Source organism: Vibrio sp. 14N.309.X.WAT.E.F5, assembly GCF_030397615.1.
GTDB lineage: Bacteria > Pseudomonadota > Gammaproteobacteria > Enterobacterales > Vibrionaceae > Vibrio > Vibrio lentus.
On record NZ_JAPNXR010000013.1, the window covers coordinates 123,612 to 144,701 of the forward strand.

At 45.2% G+C, this 21,090-nt stretch carries 12 protein-coding genes; 9 read left to right on the top strand and 3 right to left on the bottom strand.

All coding sequences use genetic code 11. The annotated features are described in order from the left end of the window. Positions 1-176: 176 nt before the first annotated feature. From OW495_RS15340 to OW495_RS15355, 4 genes are all read left to right on the top strand, one after another. Positions 177-1,586 carry a DUF3404 domain-containing protein gene (locus OW495_RS15340; protein WP_289887295.1) on the top strand — a complete coding sequence of 470 codons (1,410 nt, stop codon included), beginning with the start codon at positions 177-179 and terminating at the stop codon, positions 1,584-1,586. Further along, positions 1,564-2,214, top strand: coding sequence for a response regulator transcription factor (locus OW495_RS15345; protein ID WP_289887296.1), 651 nt, complete (start codon positions 1,564-1,566; stop codon positions 2,212-2,214). The genes OW495_RS15340 and OW495_RS15345 overlap by 23 nt, the downstream gene beginning before the upstream one ends. Beyond that, complete coding sequence (locus tag OW495_RS15350; protein WP_289887297.1) at positions 2,211-3,029, top strand: DUF2861 family protein; 819 nt, start codon at positions 2,211-2,213, stop codon at positions 3,027-3,029. The genes OW495_RS15345 and OW495_RS15350 overlap by 4 nt, the downstream gene beginning before the upstream one ends. Before the next feature lie 117 nt (positions 3,030-3,146). Continuing rightward, a complete protein-coding gene (locus OW495_RS15355) occupies positions 3,147-5,462 on the top strand; it encodes a glycoside hydrolase (RefSeq protein WP_289887298.1) in 2,316 nt (771 codons plus the stop codon). Between the two features lie 106 nt (positions 5,463-5,568). On the opposite strand, the gene OW495_RS15360 is transcribed toward OW495_RS15355, so the two are convergent. Further along, positions 5,569-6,471: a LysR family transcriptional regulator gene (locus tag OW495_RS15360; RefSeq protein WP_017105947.1), complete on the bottom strand. Its 903-nt coding sequence runs from the start codon at positions 6,469-6,471 to the stop codon at positions 5,569-5,571. Positions 6,472-6,598: 127 nt separating this feature from the next. Between OW495_RS15360 and OW495_RS15365 the strand changes: the two genes are divergently transcribed. From OW495_RS15365 to OW495_RS15385, 5 genes are all read left to right on the top strand, one after another. Continuing rightward, positions 6,599-7,663: an HlyD family secretion protein gene (locus tag OW495_RS15365; RefSeq protein WP_289887300.1), complete on the top strand. Its 1,065-nt coding sequence runs from the start codon at positions 6,599-6,601 to the stop codon at positions 7,661-7,663. Between the two features lie 3 nt (positions 7,664-7,666). Next, complete coding sequence (locus tag OW495_RS15370) at positions 7,667-9,217, top strand: DHA2 family efflux MFS transporter permease subunit (RefSeq protein WP_065112940.1); 1,551 nt, start codon at positions 7,667-7,669, stop codon at positions 9,215-9,217. 291 nt (positions 9,218-9,508) lie between these two features. Next, a complete protein-coding gene (locus OW495_RS15375; RefSeq protein ID WP_289887302.1) occupies positions 9,509-11,098 on the top strand; it encodes a response regulator in 1,590 nt (529 codons plus the stop codon). Beyond that, entirely contained in the window at positions 11,092-11,424 is a 333-nt protein-coding gene (locus OW495_RS15380) for an Hpt domain-containing protein (protein ID WP_076670207.1), read from the top strand. Before OW495_RS15375 ends, OW495_RS15380 begins: the two co-directional genes overlap by 7 nt. Positions 11,425-11,862: 438 nt before the next feature. Then, complete coding sequence (locus tag OW495_RS15385) at positions 11,863-12,759, top strand: sigma-70 family RNA polymerase sigma factor (RefSeq protein ID WP_102294801.1); 897 nt, start codon at positions 11,863-11,865, stop codon at positions 12,757-12,759. A 169-nt stretch (positions 12,760-12,928) separates the two neighbouring features. On the opposite strand, the gene OW495_RS15390 is transcribed toward OW495_RS15385, so the two are convergent. Both OW495_RS15390 and OW495_RS15395 read right to left on the bottom strand, forming a co-directional pair. Beyond that, the gene (locus OW495_RS15390) at positions 12,929-13,282 is read right to left on the bottom strand and encodes a hypothetical protein (protein ID WP_065105667.1); all 354 of its coding nucleotides are present in this window, start codon (positions 13,280-13,282) and stop codon (positions 12,929-12,931) included. Positions 13,283-13,466: 184 nt separating this feature from the next. Beyond that, a partial coding sequence (locus OW495_RS15395; protein ID WP_289887305.1) for a tandem-95 repeat protein occupies positions 13,467-21,090 on the bottom strand: 7,624 nt, incomplete at its 5' end.

Consider the following 21,090-nt stretch of genomic DNA (forward strand, 5'->3'; position numbering starts at 1 on the left):
GGTTCGTCGATAGGTTCAATTTGATGGTGCCGATTTCAGAACTTACCAAGTTCACGATGATTGATTGGCATGCTAATCACAGTTTTAAACAAAAGTGCACTTGTTGACATTCAGGTTACAAAACTTAACCAAAACCATTTAGACTCACCCCAACAACTTTTAACGAGAATGACTGGATGCGCAGGCTGACATTAGCCCTTTGTTTGACCCTTTGGCTCCCTACGCTAGCCAATGCCCAAAGTTTGCAAGACAAGTGGCAAACTCTGTATCAATTGAGCTGGCAATCTTCTCCTATCTCAGTTTCTCAGAAAGAGTTAACCCAATCTCCGAAAGCACTTCTTCAAGAAAGCAGTCGTTACCCGGATTTCAACAAATTCAGTTGGGAAGACATCGCCGCACTAGCCTCGATACAAGATCACTGTCAAGCGATTGAAAGCTCCAACCCTTCTTTGAACGATGCCATCGAATTCGAACTCGCTGTGTGTCAACAACAACCCTTGGATTCAATCTGGTTCGCGGCACACTCAAAACGACACCCTGCTGGTGGTAGCTTCGCTGATCGTTACGTAGCTCGTTACCCAGAAAACAGTGAACAGATTCATCCGTTTTTGAGTATCAGCAATCCTTTGCATCCGTTATTTTCCAAGCTAGAAAACTTAACCGCACAAGGCAGAGAAGCACTGCTCAATGGATACCGTGCTTGGCAACAAGGTGATGTGCTTTGGTTGAGTGGCGAACAAGGTTGGAAAGCGATTCCATCGGAAGTTTGGAAGCCTATCGCCGAGCAACAAGAAGTGACCTTGTCAGGCGAAAGCTGTTCTTTTCGTTACAGTAACCTGTGCCTGAGCGAGTCAAGCAACGACAACCTGATCATGAAAACGTTGATCTTTATATTGCTGTTTACATTGTTATCCGGACTCGGCAGAGTCTTGTACCTAAGAACAAAACAACGAAAAGAGAGGCAGTTCGTTTTACAGCTTCTTACTCATGAACTGCGCACGCCAATTACTAGCCTAGGTCTAACCGTCGAAATGTTCAGAAACCGTTACGACGATTTTCCCGATGAGACCCAAGGGGCAGTTTGGCGTTTAATTTCAGACTATCAAAGGCTCTCTCAGCTCACCGAAAACAGCAAAGTGTATCTAAGTTCGGATCAATCTGAACCTTTGTTGAAGCAAAACGCATCATTGGAAGAGTGGCTCGACCATGTCTGCGAAAAGCACAATATTGCTTATCAATGTGAAGCAGGCGAAGTCGAGCTTAACCTGCCTTATTACTGGCTAACCATCTGTTTAGATAACTTGATCAAGAATGCCAAACAGCACGGACAAGGTAAGGTTTTAGTTAAAGTCATCCTCGCAGATAAACTGAGAATAGAGGTACAAGATGAGGGTCATTTCCCCTCTTTGATACAGCGACTTATTTCAAGAACAACACCGTGCGGCAATCACAAACAAGATAATATGGGCATTGGCCTGACTATTGTCGAACACTTGATGAAGCAAGCGAATGGCCGTCTCATCATTCTCCGTAATCCAACCCGATGTATTTTGGAAATCGCTTATGAACACCCTACTGCTGATTGAAGACGACCAACTGCTTGGGCAAGGCCTCGTCAGCTTCTTTGAGTCCAATGGTTATCAATGCCTTTGGGTGCAAGATGCTCAGAGTGCCAATAAGCTGTGGTTACGTGCCGATCTCGTGGTGCTTGATCGACAACTTGAAGACGGCGACAGCTTACGACACTTACCTAATTGGTTACTGATCAAAGCGCTACCTGTAATTGTGTTGACCGCCAAAGTTGAAGTTCAACAACGTGTTGAAGGTTTAATGGCAGGCGCCAAAGATTACGTGACCAAGCCATTTTCGAACGATGAATTGCTTGCCAGAGTCATTACGCAGCTTCGTCCGTTAGGTGTTAGCCACTTAAATTACGCAAATATCCAAATCAACTTGTCGGAACGGATCGCTTATCTGGATGAAAGTCCAATCACGTTGAAACCTAAAGAGTTTCAGCTATTGGTACTGTTTATTCAGAACCAAAGTCGTGTGTTTCACCGAGATGAGTTGCTCAATAAAATTTGGGGTTATCAAGCCTTCCCAAGCACAAGAACCGTTGATAACCACATACTGCGTTTACGTCAAAAGCTACCAACGCTAAATCTAGAGACGCATCGTGGCGTTGGTTATCGTTTGGCTGGGGAATCACAATGAAAGTAAGCTCTCTAACAGCACTGTTCTGCGCATTGCCCTTTGCGTGTAATGCGGCTTGGTTTACAGACACGCCATTGCAACACAGCTATCAATCACTGCTCGATGATCAACCGCAAGTGGCATGGCAAGAACTGCAAATCGCGCTTGATCAGGCAGAGCTTAATAGTCAACTTTGGCTACCCGTTAAACAAGAAATCCTGAGTCGGACTCAATGTGGGAGCACTCTTGAACAAAGTGCTACACCCAACAACCACATCCAAGTGAGCTTTATCAAGCGCCACGGTCTTTCATCACAAGGCTATCAAATCAAAGTGTCTGCGGAGCAACTCAACGAAGTGTTAGAAGATCAAACACAACGTATTTCTCTGGTCTCGCCTGATGGGAAAGTGGTTATCGACGGACAACTCAATTCTGATGTCGAATATCAAGAGATCGAAACCAATGAGATGTTCATCAAACCGGAATCGGGTGTTTATCAGTTAACGATAGGTTCGAACAACTACCCTATTATTGTTGCTTTAGACGACAACAAACGATGGCTAACACTCGAAAGCAAACTCAACGACCCTCACGTTGTGGTAACGCCACCCAAGGTGATCGACAACTGCCCGGACACCAACGTGAGTTGGCAATGGTTTGATGAAAAATACGACATGTTAGGTTTCAAGGTACCAATCAAGTCACTTGAAACAACAGTTCCGACAGAAAGCCCCTCGGCAACTAAAGCCAAACATTTGAGTGCATCGGTTGAAATGTTTGAATACCAAGGAGCGATTGAAATCCAATATGTCCAGCGTGTCGCGGTGCCTTTCTAAGTTAATCGCTATACAATGACATTAAACACCTAAGGGAAAGAATAGAGACATATAGGTGACAAAACACCAACGCCACTTGGGTGTAATGACCGTACTTACCCTTTACGGAATCTAGATATGGTCAACGTTCGTCATCAACTTAATTTTACGTCTTTTGCTATTGCGGCTCTATTCACTACTTGTGCGCTCTCGGCAAACGCACAAAACAACCAGATAACGCTAACGAATACCAACAACAGCGACACAGTATCGATTTCAACAAAAACATTAGCGATAGATTGGAATGGCTTAAGCGTTAATAGCACTGCTTTGACCGTTGATCTTCAACCTCAAAAAGTTACTCACCTAGTCATAGACTCAAAAACCAAGGCGTCTTGGACGATCATGCCGAGCGGAATCAATGTTGAAGCTGAGTTGAAGGAAGATAATCTTCTTGTCCAATTCACCTTAGCTGAAAACACACAGGTAAAGCGAAACCAGCCCATTGAACTCGTTTGGTTTGACCTAGCAGAACAACAAACTCAGACTCTATTCCTGCCCTTTAGTGAGGGTATGCGCGTTCCTACCAACAATAAGCAATGGGCCAATTACCTAGTCGAAAACCATTCAGGAAGTAACACCACTCAAGACTTAAAAATGCCATTTTGGACGGTACAACAGAACGATCAATTCATCAGTTATCAGATGATTAACCCGACAAACAACCAATTGTTCTTTTCTGATGCATCGTCGGATACGCCTTCTGATAAGAAGACCAAGATTGATATGAGCGCTTCACGCCAATTTACAACGCTGAATCAATCACAGCCTTTTACGGTTCGGATAACACTTGGGGACTCTTGGTTAGATGGCGCTAAACAATACCGTGATTGCCGCAGTGAGAATGGTCTCTCTGAATCGCTTATCGAAAAGCAAAAGCGTAACCCAGATGTAAATAAGCTAATCGGTGCAAGCCACGTCTACTTGTTTGGTAAAGACCCATTAAGCATCCAAGATGTGAGCGACTGGTGGGGATTAAAAGCCTGGTATCTATCGAGGTCAAAACTGATTGTTCCAAGTGACGCCAAACGAGAACTGTCTTCCCTGTCTAAAGGCAAAGATTGGTTTAGCCAGTATCACAAACAATTGTTGCTAGACTCGCTTAGTCACTCACTAAATAGCATGTTCCCCGTTGCGACGCCAACACTGACGAACAACACAATTAAAGCCCAACACACCGCAGCTCAGAGCAAGAAAAGCTGGTTGATTAAGCATGCTTCCTCTTATCTCAATGCACCTGAAACTTGGGGGCAAGCCTTATCATCGGATATGGTCAACAATCTGAACAAAGCAGGATTAAACAAGCTTTGGTTAGGCTTCGATAACTGGATACCAGCTTTCTATCAACCGAATGCCGTTGAACTGGCTAAACAATCTGGTTATCTGGTTGGAACCTATGACTCCTACAACACAGCCATTCCTGCGAAGCTCAATGACAACTGGCTAACCGCCCAATTACCAAAGCCGATGCGTCAAAGTTGTGCGATTGAAATGGCGGATGGCAGTTTGAAAAAAGGATTTCGAGGAAACGGTTTTTACTTGAATCCGAATTGCCATTTGGGTTACGTAAAACAGCGCGCTGTAGACATCATGCGTTTTGGTCACTTCAATAGCCTGTTCCTAGATGTTGATGCGACTGCGATGGCGCGTGAGGACTACAGCGATAACAGCAGTGAGTCGGATATGCTTTCTGCCTTCAATAACCGAATGCAGTGGTTAAGCGAGCAACCAGATTTGGTGCTTGGTTCTGAAGATGGCAATAGCCTGACGACAAAAGGCATCGCGTTTGCACACGGCTTAGAAACGGTCGGCTTTGGTTGGTCAGATAAAGAAATGAAAGAAGACCACCAATCACCTTATTACTTGGGTCGTTGGTATCCAGACCATAAACCTGACTTTTTCTTCAAGTCCGCTAAGGTCAAAGAACCCTACAAGTCATTGCTGTTTTCGTCTCAATACCGAATTCCGCTATACCAAGCAGTATTTCACGACGAAGTGATTAACACCCACCACTGGCATTCAGACAGCTTGAAATTCACCAATGTGAAAGCCCATCGTGATTTGACTGCCATGCTTTACAACACGCCAGCGATGGTTCACTTAACACGAGATGAAGCGTTATCGAGTTCAAGCCCAAGGCTTAAGGCTTTGAAGCACTATCAAGATGGATTTGAGCCAATACATGAGCAGCTATGGGATAAACAATTAGTCGATTTCATATGGTTAGACAATAGCGGTAAGGTTCAACAAACCGTGTTTGATGATGGCAGTAAGATCATCGCGAATTTCTCTGACCAAGCGTTTCACCAAAACGGTGTCGATGTTGCGGCAACGTCTATCAAAGCCGTATTAAGTAATGGACAAGTCGTAGAGTGGAAACCAGAGCTCAATTGATCGCACTATTATTGTTTCGCTAGTGAGTTCTTCAGTTCTTTAGCTTTCTATTTCGGACTAAAGAACTGAATACTTGTGTCGCGACTTAAGAGTGGTTAGAAAAAAGCTACTCATGCTTGCGGCTTTGAAATGCCGTGAGTAGATAATCAATGAATACCTTTTTGCGCTTGGGCATCAGTTGTCTGTCGGCATACACCAAGCTTACTGAAACTTCCGGCATCTCATATTCTGGCAATAGGCGAACTAACCTACCCGTCTTAAAGTGCTCTCTACAAATAAACTCTGGTAACACCGCTAACCCAAGTCCATCCACACAAGCAGTAAGACACGCAGTAATTGTATTTACCCTCAACTGATAAGGTAAATCGATCAATACCGACTCACCTCCCTCCAACTGCAAATGCCACTTAGGTAAACGAGCAGCTTTATTTACCACTTCAATCAGACGAAATGGAGATTTTAAGTCTGAGGGCGTTTTGATTTCTCCAAACTGTTCCAGATATTCAGGGCTTGCTACAAGCGTTCTTTTTGAAGTGGTGAGATATCGAGAAACCAGACTCGAATCCACCAATTCACCAATTTGCGCGTATAGATCAATACCCTCCGCAATGATGTCGACTTCTCGATTGGTCAATTCCAAATTCAAAGTCACATTCGGGTGTTCTTTTAAGAAACTGTGAATGTATTGCGCTAACACTTGATGCCCAAGCTCGACAGGAAGCACCACATTGAGAGGGCCTCTGATCAAGTCTTGATTGGCAGAAACCTCTAACTCAGCTTGGTTCATGATCTCTTGCATCTGCATACTTGACTGATAAAAGCGCTCACCCTCCGGTGTTAACACTAAACTTCGTGTCGAACGAGTGATCAACCTCACACCTAAATGCTGTTCTAACTCTGCCAGTTTTCGGCTGACGGTTGATTTAGTCATGTTGAGCGCTTCGGCGGCATGCGTAAAACTCCCACAATCAACCACTTGTGTAAAAACAGTCACAGCATTCAAGTCCATACTTGTCTCCCAAACTCGCTATTAGTTAGATTTTTGCAACAGTGTTTCTCTTTTTTCCTATCTTATCAATTAATGAGATTCATTTACAATTCGTTACAACTAAATAAAAGCAAAAAGAGAAAGAGAAATGACAGAGAACAACAACGCTTCGCAACCAGTAAGCACAAAAAAACGTAAAAAAGCACCGCTTATTGCTACTGCGATCATGCTGTCATTGGGCTTAGCTGGCGCTGGATATTGGTATGGCTATGGCCAGTACTTCGAGTCAACCGACAATGCCTACCTACAAGGCGACATTACCAATATTAGTCCTAAAGTAAGTGGTTATATCGTTAAGTCTTATGTGAGTGATAACCAGTCGGTTAAAGAAGGTGATTTGTTGGTTCAAATCGATGACCGTGATTATCAGTCAGCACTCGCTCAAGCCAATGCCCATTTAAGCGTGGTGCAATCAGACGTAAAAAATCTAGTGGCGCAAAAAACGTTACAACGTAGCAAAATTAACCAAGCAGAAAGCCGTGTCGATTCCGCACAAGCTGAATACGAACGTGCTATTCAGCAAGTGGTACGTTCTCGTAGCTTACTAAAACGTAACTACGCGTCTCAAGACGAAGTCGACAGCATGGCTGCACAACAAAAAGTCACTCAAGCAGATCTCGAAGAAGCAAAAGCAAACCTCGTTGCGACCAACGATCAATTAACCGTTATTGCTAGTGAGATAGAACAAGCAAACGCATCGGTGACTGAAGCTCAAGCACAAAGAGATCAAGCTCAACTTAACCTTGATTACACCAAAGTTTACGCGCCAACAGATGGTGTAATTGGTAAACGCAGCGTACGTGAAGGCTTGTTGATTCAAGCAGGCGCGCCATTGATGAGTTTAGTACCAAACAACCAAGTGTGGATCGAAGCTAACTTCAAAGAGACACAGCTAAGCGGCATTCATAAAGGTCAATCCGTAGAAGTTGAATTAGATGCCTTCCCGGGACAACCACTCGAAGGCGTTGTCGACAGCTTCTCCCCTGCGACTGGTGCCAAGTTTGCACTCCTACCACCAGAAAACGCGACAGGTAACTTCACTAAAATCGTTCAACGTGTACCGGTGAAAATCATCATTCCAGATCAGCAAGAGTTGAAAGGTCGACTGCTTCCTGGTTTGTCTGTGGTAGCGACCATCGATAAACGAGGCTAGACCATGAGTAATGCTGGTGTTGTCACCCACACTAATGATGATGGCGAGGTTTCAAGACGCCATTGGATCGCCCTATTTGGCGGTTTGATTGGCGCGTTTATGGCGATTTTGGATATTCAGATCACCAACTCGTCTCTCAAAGATATTCAAGGTGCGCTATCTGCCACCTTAGATGAAAGCTCGTGGATCTCTACGTCTTATCTAGTCGCAGAGATGATTGCTATCCCACTCAGTGGTTGGCTTTCTAAAGCGCTTGGTAAACGTCGTTATATCACGTGGACGACGGCCATTTTCACCATTTCATCTTTGTTGTGTTCGTTCTCTTGGAACATGACCTCGATGATTGTATTCCGTGCGATGCAAGGTTTTAGTGGTGGTGCTTTAATCCCTCTTGCTTTCTCGCTAGTGATTCAGCTTTTGCCTGTCAACAAGCGTGCCGTGGGTATGGCATTGTTCGGCGTAACGGCGACATTTGCTCCGTCAATCGGCCCAACGTTTGGTGGCTGGTTGACCGAAAACTTCTCGTGGCACTATATTTTCTACATCAATATCCCACCCGCTCTACTCGTGATCACCATGATCCGATATGGCTTGGATGATGAAAAGCTCGACCTTGGCACGCTGAAAAAAGCGGACTGGTTTGGTATCGCGACCATGGCGTTAGGGCTCGGTTGTTTGGAAGTGGTGCTAGAAGAAGGTAACCGTGAAGAGTGGTTCAGTTCGAGCTTTATTATTGGCTTGAGTATAGTGTCGGCGGTGAGTTTGGTTTACTTCGTGATAAACGAACTCCAACACAAAAAGCCATTGGTTAACCTGCGGCTATTGCGGGATGGGCAGTTTGCGATGTCCTGTATCGCCTATTTGATTCTAGGGATGGCGTTGCTTGGCTCTATCTATGTTCTGCCGATGTATCTCACTCAAATTCAGCAATATAACGCGATGGAAATTGGTGAGGTGCTAATGTGGATGGGTTTCCCACAGTTGTTGATATTCCCAATCGTCCCTAAGCTGACGCAAATCATTAAGCCTAAGTACTTAGTGACCTTTGGTTTCGCGATGTTTGGCTTCAGTTGTTACGTGAACACGCATATGACAATAGATTTTGGTGGTCAACAGTTGATCTTGTCTATGGTTCTGCGTGCTATTGGTAGCCCGTTTATTATGGTTCCGCTGTCTTTGGTTGCGATGAAAAACATCAGTAAAATGGATACGCCTGACGCTTCGACCTTAACCAACGTAATGCGTAACTTGGGTGGCGCGTTCAGTATTGCGATTATTGCTACGTTGCTAGATAACAAAACGCGCGAGCATTTGGCTCATATCAAAGAGTCGCTGCCTTCAGTGAGCCAATTGGGTTGGCAAACGCTCAAAGATCAACAAGCGTTCTTTATCCAATCAGGAAGTGATGCCGCGACAGCAATGCAACAAGCGCAAGCGAGCTTACTTGGAACCATGCAACGTGACGCCGCTATCATGGCTTATAACGATGTGTTCTTAATGATGACGGCATTCTTAGCATTAGCTGCGGTATTAATCCTTAATATGCGAGATTAGACTTAGAAGCTCCTTTCAGGCTTCCATATCGACAACAAAGCCAAGAATAGAAAGTAAAACAATCGAGTGCAAAATAAAGAGGTAAGCTTATTGGCTTGCCTCTTTTTGTTGGTAAAGCTGCTATCACCATGCAAAATATAGGTCAAAAAACAGCAATAGTACGGGTTTCATTGATGTTATCGAATACTCTTTAATTACCAATAGTTTATTGAGCGATTACATGTGATCTAGACACCTTGACAATGTGCAACCTGACACCTAAATTAAACATAACATTTGGTATTGAGGAAAATGGATTTGACCTTACCACCAGACCTACGGGTTTTGATTGTCGACGACTCTAAAAGTGCAACGATACTTATCAAGCAACAATTGGCGAGCCTTGGCATTGCGCGTGACTGCATTTTTATTGCAACCGATTATCGACAAGCCATTAAAGCGGTCGAGACGCACTCTTTTCACGTTCTCCTCATTGATTACCACTTAGAGCAATCTTTCACGGGTTTTGAATTATTGGGAATTCTGTATCGAAATCGACTTATCGACCACACAGTCGCGACGATTTTGCTCTCTGGTGACATGCGCCAAGAAACGGTATTAACCGCCCTTTCAGGCGAGGCTCATCATTTCATTTCTAAGCCGATTCATACTCAATCATTAGGTAAGAAAATCCAAAGTTCGGTGTTCGAGTCGCAGCAAATCGATCAACTAAATCGTCTCTACCCGATTAACACACCAGACTTACTTAAACAGGCGCTCAGCATCCCCAGTAACCAAGTGAATGTTCAGTTCGAAGCGACACTGATTGAACACTTAATTGCAGGTCAAAAGTGGGACTTGCTGTCGAATGTTATCACTAACTCGAAAACGAAAATGCACCCGACCAAGTTAGTGGCTGAGGCATTAATTTTAGACAGCTTAGGTAAGCCAAACCTGGCGATAGAGAAACTGCACAATTATCTGATTGTTCAGCCATTGTCATTGAACGTGATTGATTGCTTAAGCTGCATCTATGAAAAGCACAAGATGCTGTTACCTGCTCTCAAATTGGCGATTCGCGCATTTGAAATGACACCAAGCATCAGCCACAGAGCAATCAGAGCGATCGACTTAGCTGAAAACTCAGATAATACCCATATGCTAATTAAGCTTGGGGAAATGTATGCGACACACATTTCGTCCGCTGACATTGATCTTATTCATTCCATAGGTACGCATTACGACTCTCTGAAAGCGACCTATCAACGTGAAACTCAAACACAGAACAAACGTATGTTGCTTGAGCACGCCAACCAATTTACTGAGTTGGTTAATTTAAAGCTGCCAGCAAAGCTGCAACAACAAGTGTTAGCAAGCCTTGCTCTGTTTCAAAGCAGTATATTACTGATCGAAAACAGCCCATCGGTTGCACATAAAAAAGTAATACGAGCAACCAAGCTTTTATCGAATCAATTTTTCAACCAACCCACTTCGCTGCTCACTCAATTGCTGCCTTTGCTCAGTCATTTTGGTGAATACTCGTTATATCACCTTGTGGCTGAATGCCTAAAATCTCGTGGCGAGCAGGTACAAGAGCAACTTGCGTTAAACAAAGCTGACCCTTCGACCTGCATCAATATTGGAAATTCGGGGTCGATCCAAGAATTAAAAGATTACATTCACAATTACCCCTATTCAGTCGCCGCCAAACTTGACTATCTATATGCCGTCAATAACGCTCAAATAGAAGCAAACCTTAGTGACGAATACATAGAAGAATTGACACAACTAGAACTTCCACCCAGATGGAACCAATGGGTCAGTGATTCATCAAGGTATGGTTTTTCCACTAAACCACCTAGTCCATTTTCAACAAGCAGCCGACAGGAGTCTATATGCTAGATTTTGATGCTTTAAATGCCTACTTAGATAATGACAGAGAAGTAATTTTCGCTGTGCTGTCTGTGTATCAAGAAGACCATGGCAATTCATTAGAAGAGATACAAGAACTGGTTCAGCAGCAGGATTGGGGCAAGCTTCATTTTACGGTGCATACATTGAAAGGCATCTTAGCCAGCTTCGGCGAAGAAACGGCCACAGTAGCCTTAGAAAGAGTCGAGCAAAATACGCTTAATAAACTTGCGCCTCAAGATGATGACCTTTCGGTTATCTACAGCGAAGTAAAGATCATTAATCAGCAAATTGATGAAGTGCTTAGCACCTATTAATAAATTCACTGAGCTTGTTTGACAACAGATTTTCAAACGTTACGCAGTGACCAATATCAGCTGTACAGATTAAAGAGTTGGGGAACTTTGGCAACATTGAACCTCGACTCTTGCCATTTTCTCCTCATTACTCCCTGTCAATTACAGAGTCCAAATACACCTATAAATTCACCTCACTTATCTACATATAACGATGCATAACACGTGCTTTATAAACCCTGCATGTTCATGTTTTATCTGCAATAACGCCCCTCTCAATAACATGCAACTTAGTTAAATATTTGTAGTTCTTTTTGTGACAGTAACACACGAAATTGCATTTTATTTATTGGTAAAGAAGAAACTGTTATCTACACTCTAATGAAACCAAGCGTTAATCACTTGGTGGCATAATAATAAAAAAATAAAACGTTCAGTCGGCTAAAAAAGGACAAGGAAATGAACAATGACAGTTTTGCTGCGTTTCAGGGGCTCACGAATGAAACTCCCATTAAAGAATCATTTTCTACTGCTACAGAACCTTATGCTCACTATCTAAAGGATATTGTGGGCATTGATCTGTTGTCGCGTGAAGATGAGTTGTATTACGCAAAGTTGAATCGTGCGGGTGACAAACAAGCGCGCGACGTAATGATCGAATCAAACCTACGCCTCGTTGTAAAAATCGCAAAAAGTTATCTAAAACGTAAAGGCAACAACTTCACACTGCTCGATCTCATCGAAGAAGGGAATATTGGCTTGATCAAGGCCATCGATAAATACGACCCTGAACCTGGCTATCGTTTTTCGACTTATGCTGTGTGGTGGATTCGCGAAAATATTGAAGCGGCTTTAATGAACAAAGGTCGTACCGTTCGCTTACCTGCTCATGTGTGCAAAGAAATTAATAGCCTTGCATCAAAGAAGCTCGATGTAAGCAAAAAAATGCGCAAAGAAATCTCGATCTCAGAATTATCGAATAGCTCAGGTGTAAAAGCTGAACGTGTCGATCAACTGGTCGCGTTAAGCGGGTTTATTGATGTAACAACAACGGTTGGTATCAGCCACGCGCCACTTGTACTTGAACAGTGCGAAAGTGAATACATCCCCGACCCTCAACAAGATTGTGAAGACCAATCATTTACACATGCGCTAGAGCAGATCATAAACACACTGCCACCTAAATTGCAGAAGGTACTCATTCACCGTTTTGGTTTCTTCGATAACAACGTGAAGACGCTATCCGAAGTGGGAGAAATGCTGGATGTGAACGTGTCTAATGAGCGAGTTAGACAGATGCAGAAAGAAGCGGTCGAGAGAATTCAAAAACGACTGAAGTTTGATGGTTGGGTGTAAGTCGCACCTGTATAGAATTAGGTCAAAATAACGGTTAGTAAAAACTGTAACGTTAAAGAAAGAACCTTAAGGGTGAGCCTCAAAGCTTGCCCTTTTTGTTTGCCTACTTTCTTAGCAAATAAACACTCAAAACAAGCAATCATGGTCAGCGAGCCCAGACTGCGTTTGATCACCTTAACGAAGTGGCTCTTTCGCTGCGTAGAATGAGGTAATTAACATAGGTGGTTTCAAGGCAATCTTGCTCCCACAAAGATAGGATACGCTTAGTTGCAAAGTAATAGTCTTTGTTCCTCAATAACATGCCAACCGTACGGCTGAGTTTCTCAAATCGAACTTGATCGCTTGCCGAAATGTAATCGTCATCACTTTGAATAATGGGAGCCAAACCATCGGCAAACCAATTATTTAGAATTTCTCGCATCTCCAATTCAGACTCAGGCACATCCACACTCGACAACTCACGATGTTGAGGTGGTGGCACGATGTATCTCGACGCTTGTGGCGAACTGACATATCGATACATGTCGTCCCTCCTTTTAATTAACTCTTCTAATAATTAAGGACATTTTTATCTGTTCTCAAGTTTATTTAGCGAGACAAAAACAAATAAAAAAGCCACGCAAAGGCGACTCTGCATGGCTTTAACGAGGGCAACATTACGCTGCCCTGCCTACTTGTCGGTTTAGACTAAAATTAAGCCCTCTCGATTAAATCGAGCTTTGGTCGAAGTCGTTGCCTTGATCGGTTCCAGTTTGAGAATCTGAATCGAAGCTTCCAGAGTCGTCCGTGAAGTCAACTCCTTGATCTTGACCACCAGAACTTGTCCAATCGCTACCGCCGGATTCCATACCCGCCATGTCTGGTTGCTGCTCTTGGGTAGAACCTTGCATGGTGTATTGATCATCGACCTCAACTTCAACAGAACCGCTCGCACCGTCAATTGATCCACCTAATTCGTCGTAACCTTGGAATTGGATTTCACTAGTACCTTCGTAGCCCTCCGGAAGTTCAACCGATACAGACTGATCTAAGTTGCCGCTGATTGTGAAGCTACCATCACCGTTATCCAGTGCATTACTCACAGTAGATCCCTCAGGTAAGCCAGACATTTCAGCATAATCAACCGATTCGTTACCACTCACCTCATCTGGAATCGAGATAGAGATGGTATCGCCCGGAGCCGCCGTTACATCAGCCACGCTGTCCTCTGCTTCGGCTTCTGTATCTTGAGCTTGGTCATCAGCTTGTTGTGCCACTTCCACTTGCTGCTCTTCTGTTGCTTGAGCAGCTTGAACTTGTGGTTCATCACTTTGTACTGAATCATCGGCTACTTGGATACTTAAGCTATGGCTCGACACCTCACCACCATCGCTAACGTCGACATTCATCGCTAAGTTGCCGTCAAAGTCTTCGTTTGGCCAGTAAGTCCACTCACCTTCGCCAGATTCAGCAAAGAAGCCTGCATCGTTCGCGTCTGCAACATCAACAACTTGTGCAGAATCGCTCACGCCTAACTCATCCACCAGCTGTGACTCGGTGATAGTTAGTGAACCATCATCAGCTAAGACATAACCTTCACTCGCCGCTGCTTCATCGCCACCTTGAATATCCACATTGAAGAAGCTTTCGATGCGATTTTCGCCATCAGTCGCTATAAACCCAACTTGAACATCGCCGGTGTAGTCTTCAGCAGGTGTGAATTGATAATTACCTTGGTTATCGCTCTCAATTACGCCCTGACCTTCCATCAAGCTCACTGACTCAATGCTCAAGCTATCGCCTTCTGCATCGGTCAGGTTCGCTAACATGTCTTCATCAGTGAACGACAAGGTTGCATCCGCCGCGATTTCCGTCGTTGTGATGCTGTTAACTTCTGGTGATGCATTTTCTTGCGAGTCGCCTTCTTTCACGACTACGCCAGTTTGCTCATCATGAAGCACGCCATCTTTATCAACTACGTAAGCAATGTCTGCTTCGCCAGTGAAGCCTGGTGCTGGTGTGAACGTCCAAGTGCCATCGCCATTATCGACAATCTCACCTTGGCTGCGGTCTGCTAGATGAACCAGTTTCACTTCATCATCGCTGTCAGCATCCACATTCTCAGCTAAACCTATTAGGTCATCAGCGGTTAGGATGATGGAATCACCCGCTACGGTCTCGAAATCACCAGAATCGATGCCATCTTCAAACGCTTCTGGCTCATCTCCGTAATCAACCGTCGTTGCGCTTACTGTTACGAAGAACTCACCATGGAAGTCTTCAGGAGGCGTCATTTGAATGTTTGAGATATCCCAGTCGAACAGGTCGATATATTGACCCGGCTCAGTGATCATCACGGTATTCACACCATCGGTTACCTCGAATCCAACAGGGAAACCTGTCATCACTAGGTTACTTAGCGTTTCTGAATCATCGACTAGGCCAACATTCAATCCTAAGTGACCAGTTTCATCTTCACCGAACACTAATGGACCGTCATGGTCAGTTGAAATTACCGCGCCATCTGCGACAGGACGTACGTAGACAGGAACATCGAGAACCGTTTCGAACTCACCGTCACTCACGACAACTTGTAGGTCAGAGACGCCAGCAAAGTCGCCTGTTGGTGTGAATGTCCAAGTACCATCACCGTTGTCTGTTACTTCACCACCATCTTCACCGTCTGCGGTGATAATGCGAGAAACAACAAGGTCTGCGGTATCAATGTCACCGAACAAGTTCATCAAGTCGCCAGCATCAAAGGTGAACGCGCCATCTTCGTTTGTGGTCATCATTGCGTTGCCGACATTAAACGGTGCGTCGTTAACAGGAATGACATCCACATTCAGCGAACCATCGACCACTTCTTCACCATCAGTTGCCTGATAACCCAGTTCTACTAAGCCATTGAAGTCTTGCGTAGTTACTAAGTGATACATGCCGTCTGGCTGCTGAGTTAAGGTTGCATTGGCTGGAGCACGAACCGTGATGCTTTCGATGCTGATCTCGTCGCCATCAAGGTCCGTCACTTGATCCGCGATGTAAGCTGGGTCAATCACCATGACCACATCTTCTTCGCCTTGCATCTCAATCATTGGCGCTTCAGGTGCATCATTCACTGGCGTGACATCGATGTTACCGTCGACTGAGATTGTCTCTTGGCCATCGCTAACGTTAAACATCATTGGCACATCGCCATTGAAGTTTTCGTTTGGCGTAAATGACCAAGTACCATCTTCGTTGTCTAGCAACTCACCCAAGCTAGGGTCTATTTGTAGACCAGAAGCCGACAACTCGTCTGCGGTGTTATCAATGTCGGTAGCTTGAGCTAACAACATGTCTTGTGTGATAAGAATGGTGCTGTCTTCGGCTGTGGTTAGTTTCACATCCTCAGATTCAGGTCCATCATTCACAGCCAGAACTTCAATACCCGCCGTTGTTGTTGCAGTCGCACCGTCATCGTCGGTTACAACCACATCTAGGCTGATATCACCGTTAAAGTTCTCACTCGGTGTGAAGGTCACAGAACCATCATCGTTTTGAACCAATTCGCCGTCAGAGCCTGTGTAAGTCACGCTTTCAAGCGACACCTCACCATCAACGTCTGAGCTGTTCACAATCAACTGCTCAGGGCTAATGGTAATCGTGCCGTCTTCGTTCATTTGGTAAGAGGTAGAACCCGCCACTGGTGCATCATTCACATCCGTTACGGTCACATCAATATTGGCATCGACTGTCTCAGTGCCATCAAACACTGTGAAGCCAAGGTTTACATCGCCATTGAAGTTCTCGTTTGGAGCAAAGCTGTAAGTACCATCACCGTTATCAGTGAACACACCTTCTGCGCCCGTGTAAGACACGTCCGTAATAGACAGGTCATCTCCGTCGATGTCTGCAGCGCCTGCTAGTAGATCTGCATCCGTGAAGATTAGCGTTCCATCTTCCTCAACAGTGAAGCTTTGGTCAGCGGCTGTTGGTAAGTCATTAACAGGGTTAACCGTTAAGTCGACACCTGCTTGAACAGTTTCAAGGCCATCTGACACATCGAAGCTTAGGTCTATGTCGCCGTTGAAGTCAGCATCAGGAGTGATAGTAAATGAACCATCATCGTTCGCTGTTACAGTCGCATTGTCGCCTGCAGATAGGTTGCTTGCGGTCAGTGCATCACCATCAACATCGGATGCGTTAGCCAGCAACTGCTCTTGAGATAGCGTAATTGAACCGTCTTCATCAACCGAGTAAGCCACGTTTCCAGCCACTGGTGTGTCGTTAACTGCAATGACTTCAATACCAGCGGTGGTTTGAGCCGTTGCACCATCGTCATCAATAACTGTCACATCAAAGTTGATGTCGCCGTTAAAGTTTTCGTTTGGTGCGAACGTTACCGAACCATCTTCATTTTGAACCAAGATACCGTCTGCACCTGAGTAGCTCACGCTATCAAGCGACACTTCACCGTCCACATCGGAGCTATTAGCAATCAACTGCTCAGGGCTCAATGTGATGGTGCCATCTTCGTTCATTTGGTAAGACGTTGCGCCTGCCACTGGAGCATCATTAACGTCTGTTACCGTTACGTCGATATTTGCATCAACCGTCTCTGTACCGTCAGATACTGAGAAGTCCAGACTTACATCACCGTTGAAGTTCTCGTTTGGTGCAAAGGTGTAAGTGCCATCGCCATTGTCGGTAAACACACCCTCTGCGCCAGTGTAAGAAACATCGGCAACTGAAAGCTCATCACCATCAATATCAGAAGCACCCTCTAGCAGTTGCTCGTCTGTAAAGGTAAGTGAACCGTCTTCTTCAATGGTGTAAGCGACATCTTCTACCGCCGCGATGTCATTCACTGGATTCACAGTAAGGTCGGCTGTTGCAACAACCGTTTCAGTACCATCAGAAAGGTCGAAGCTAAGGTCAATGTCGCCATTAAAGTCAGCATCCGGGGTAATGGTAAATGAACCATCATCGTTTGCCGTAACCGTCGCGTTATCACCCGCGGTTAGGTTGGCAGCGGTAAGATCATCTCCGTCCACATCCGATGCTTGAGCAAGCAGTTGCTCTTGGCTTAGCGTGATTGAACCATCTTCATCCACTGAGTAAGCCAAGTCACCTGACACTGGCGCGTCGTTAACCGCGATAACTTCAATACCCGCAGTGGTTTCAGCCGTTGCACCCTCTTCATCAGCAACGGTTACATCTAAGCTGACATTGCCGTTGAAGTTTTCATTTGGTGCGAAGCTGTAAGTACCATCACCATTGTCAGTAAAGATACCGTCTGCGCCTGAGTAGGATACGTCGCTAACGGATACATCACCTTCAATGTCTGAGCTGTTCGCAAGAAGCTGTGCTTCAGAGATGGTAATCACGTTATCTTCGTCAACGCTGTAGGTCGTTGAACCTGCAACCGGCAAGTCATTAACAGCAATGACGTCGATGCCAGCGGTTGTTTCAGCGGTTGCGCCATCTTCATCCATAACAGATACATCAAGACTGATGTCACCGTTAAAGTTTTCGTTTGGAGCAAAGGCGTAAGTACCATCACCATTATCAGTGAATACACCATCAGTGCCGCTGTAGCTTACATCGCTGACAAACACTTCCCCTTCAACATCCGAGCTGTTCGCCAGAAGTTGTGCATCGCTTAGGGTAATACTGCCGTCTTCTTCAACGCTGTAAGAGGTTGTGCCTGCAACTGGTACGTCATTGATTGGAACCACTTGAACATCAATGTTCGCCGATACAACATCAGTACCATCACTCACATCGTAAGTTAGGTCGACGCTGCCATTGAAGTTCTCGTTTGGAGCTAAGGTGTAAGTGCCATCGCCATTATCAGTGAACACACCGTCGGTGCCTTCGTAATTAACCGACTCGACAGAAAGGTCATCGCCATCAATATCCGTTGCACCAGCCAATAGCTGTTCATCGGTAAAGGTCAGCGAGCCATCTTCATTAATGGTGTAGTCGTGGTCGTAAATAACCGAAAGGTCGTTAACTGCTGTTACAGTAACGTCTAGTTCCGCAGGCGTAACCCCGCCGTTGCCATCGTCCACGTTGTAACTAATCGAGAATTCACCATTGAAGTTCTCTTCCGGTGTAATGGTGTAAGTACCATCACCATTGTCAGTGATAAGAGCGTTCTCAATGGAAACATCTCCAACACTTGGTTCGTTTCCACCCGTATCACCAGAGTCATCACCTTCATCTCCGGTTAGCAATTCAGAGATATCAATGCCGTTTTCATTCGCGAGCGCTTCTTCTGCCGTTGGCAAGTCGAATGCATTTTGAGTGCCTACATCTTGGCTTGGAACAATAACGCCGTTCACAATATCGAATACATGCCAGTGGTCACCCGATGGGTTTTCAGATAAATCAGGGCTAAAGGTTTCAACCAATGTATCGCCAACAAACACCTGAACCTGTACATCTTCAACACCATCTACATCCCAACTTCTGCTGGTGTAGTTGTGTACTGAATAGTGCATGTCAGCATCTTGGTAGTTTGGAATGGTGATGGTTTCAGGGCCGCCACCATTTGTGTCATCTACATCTTGTTGAACAACGTTACCTTCACCAAGATCATGGCTCATGTCGCGATAGTAAATATGGTCTAGCTCACTGCCATTCTCTGTATCGTAGAGCCATAGGTGGTTGTCCATATCACGTGGACTGTCGCCCCATGTGACCACGATACGCATATCTGTTTCTTCAAGTACTTCCGATATTGCGGTTACGCCACCATTGGTATCTTCGCCTGCTGGAACTAGGAAGCTGCTAGTAATAGAGCCTTCTTGTTCAATAGTGACGGTACCTTGGTCAACAACAGGACCGCTCACAGAGTAGTTACCGGATTGATCCGTCTCCGCCGTGTAAGAATGACCTGCGTTGTCGGTTAGCGTAACATCCGCACCTGCGATTGGATTACCAGTTTCAGCATCCAACACAGTACCGGTAACGGTCGTTTCATCGCCCTGCTCTCCGATAATTGCGATCATGTCATCGTCTTCGATGTCAGTCGCGAATTGTAGGAGCTCTTCTTGAGTAATGGTGTATGAACCGTCTTCTTCAATGGTTATCGCCACATCAGCAGAAACAATTGGCGCGTCGTTAACTGGGTCAACGGTCAAGCCTAAGTTAGCGGCAATTGGTGTGTCGCCATCGCTGATGCTGTAGGCAACATCGATGTAGCCATTGAAGTTTTCGCTTGGAGTGATTGAGAACGTGCCATCGCCATTATCGACAATCGTTGCATCGTCACCCACTAAGGTTAAGTCAGAAGCGACAAGGTCATCGCCCTCAATATCAGCGGCATTCGCAAGTAGCTGCTCCTGCGTGATAGTGATGACATTATCTTCATCAACGTTCGCATAAACATCAGATGTCGTTGGCAAGTCGTTGACTGGGTTTACCGTCAGATCGGCGTTCGCCACAATCGACTCAGTGCCGTCCGAAATATCAAAGCTTAGGTCGATATCGCCATTGAAGTTCGCATCTGGCGTTACCGTAAAGGTGCCATCACCATTATCAACAACGGTTGCATTATCGCCTGCGCTTAAGTTGCTTGCGGTCAGATCATCGCCATCCACATCAGATGCTTGAGACAGCAACTGCTCTTGAGTCAGAGTAATGGAACCATCTTCATCAATGCTGTATGCCAAGTCACCCGATACCGGTGGATCGTTAATTGGAAGAACATCAATACTTGCGCTGGTGGCTACTGTCGCACCGTCTTCATCAGTCACCACTACATCGAGGCTAACATCGCCATCGAAGTTTGCATTAGGTGCAAAGCTGAATGTGCCGTTACCGTTGTCAGTAAAGATACCGTCAGCGCCTGTGTAGTTCACGCTATCAATCGCCACTTCACCTTCAATATCCGAAGCGTTCGCCAACAGTTGCTCTGCACTGATGGTGATAACTTCATCTTCGTTGACTGAGTAGCTGGTTGAGCCTGCGATTGGCGGATCGTTCACCTCAAGTACAGTGATTCCTGCTGTGGTCGCTTCTGTTGCTCCTTCTTCATCGGTAACAACAACCGCTAAGCTCACATCACCATTGAAGTTCTCGTTTGGTGAGAAGGTGTACGTGCCGTCACCGTTGTCTTCGAACACGCCGTCACTGCCAGTGTAAGTCACGCTATCAATCGCAACCTCACCTTCAATGTCTGAAGAGTTGGCTAACAGCTGTTCGTTACTGATCGTGATTGAGTTGTCTTCATGCACAGTGTAAGACGTACTACCTGCCACTGGTGGATCGTTCTCTGGTGTCACACTCACATCAACGTTGGCTTGAACCGTATCTGTGCCATCTGACACATCAAAACTGAAGTTCACATCACCATTGAAGTTC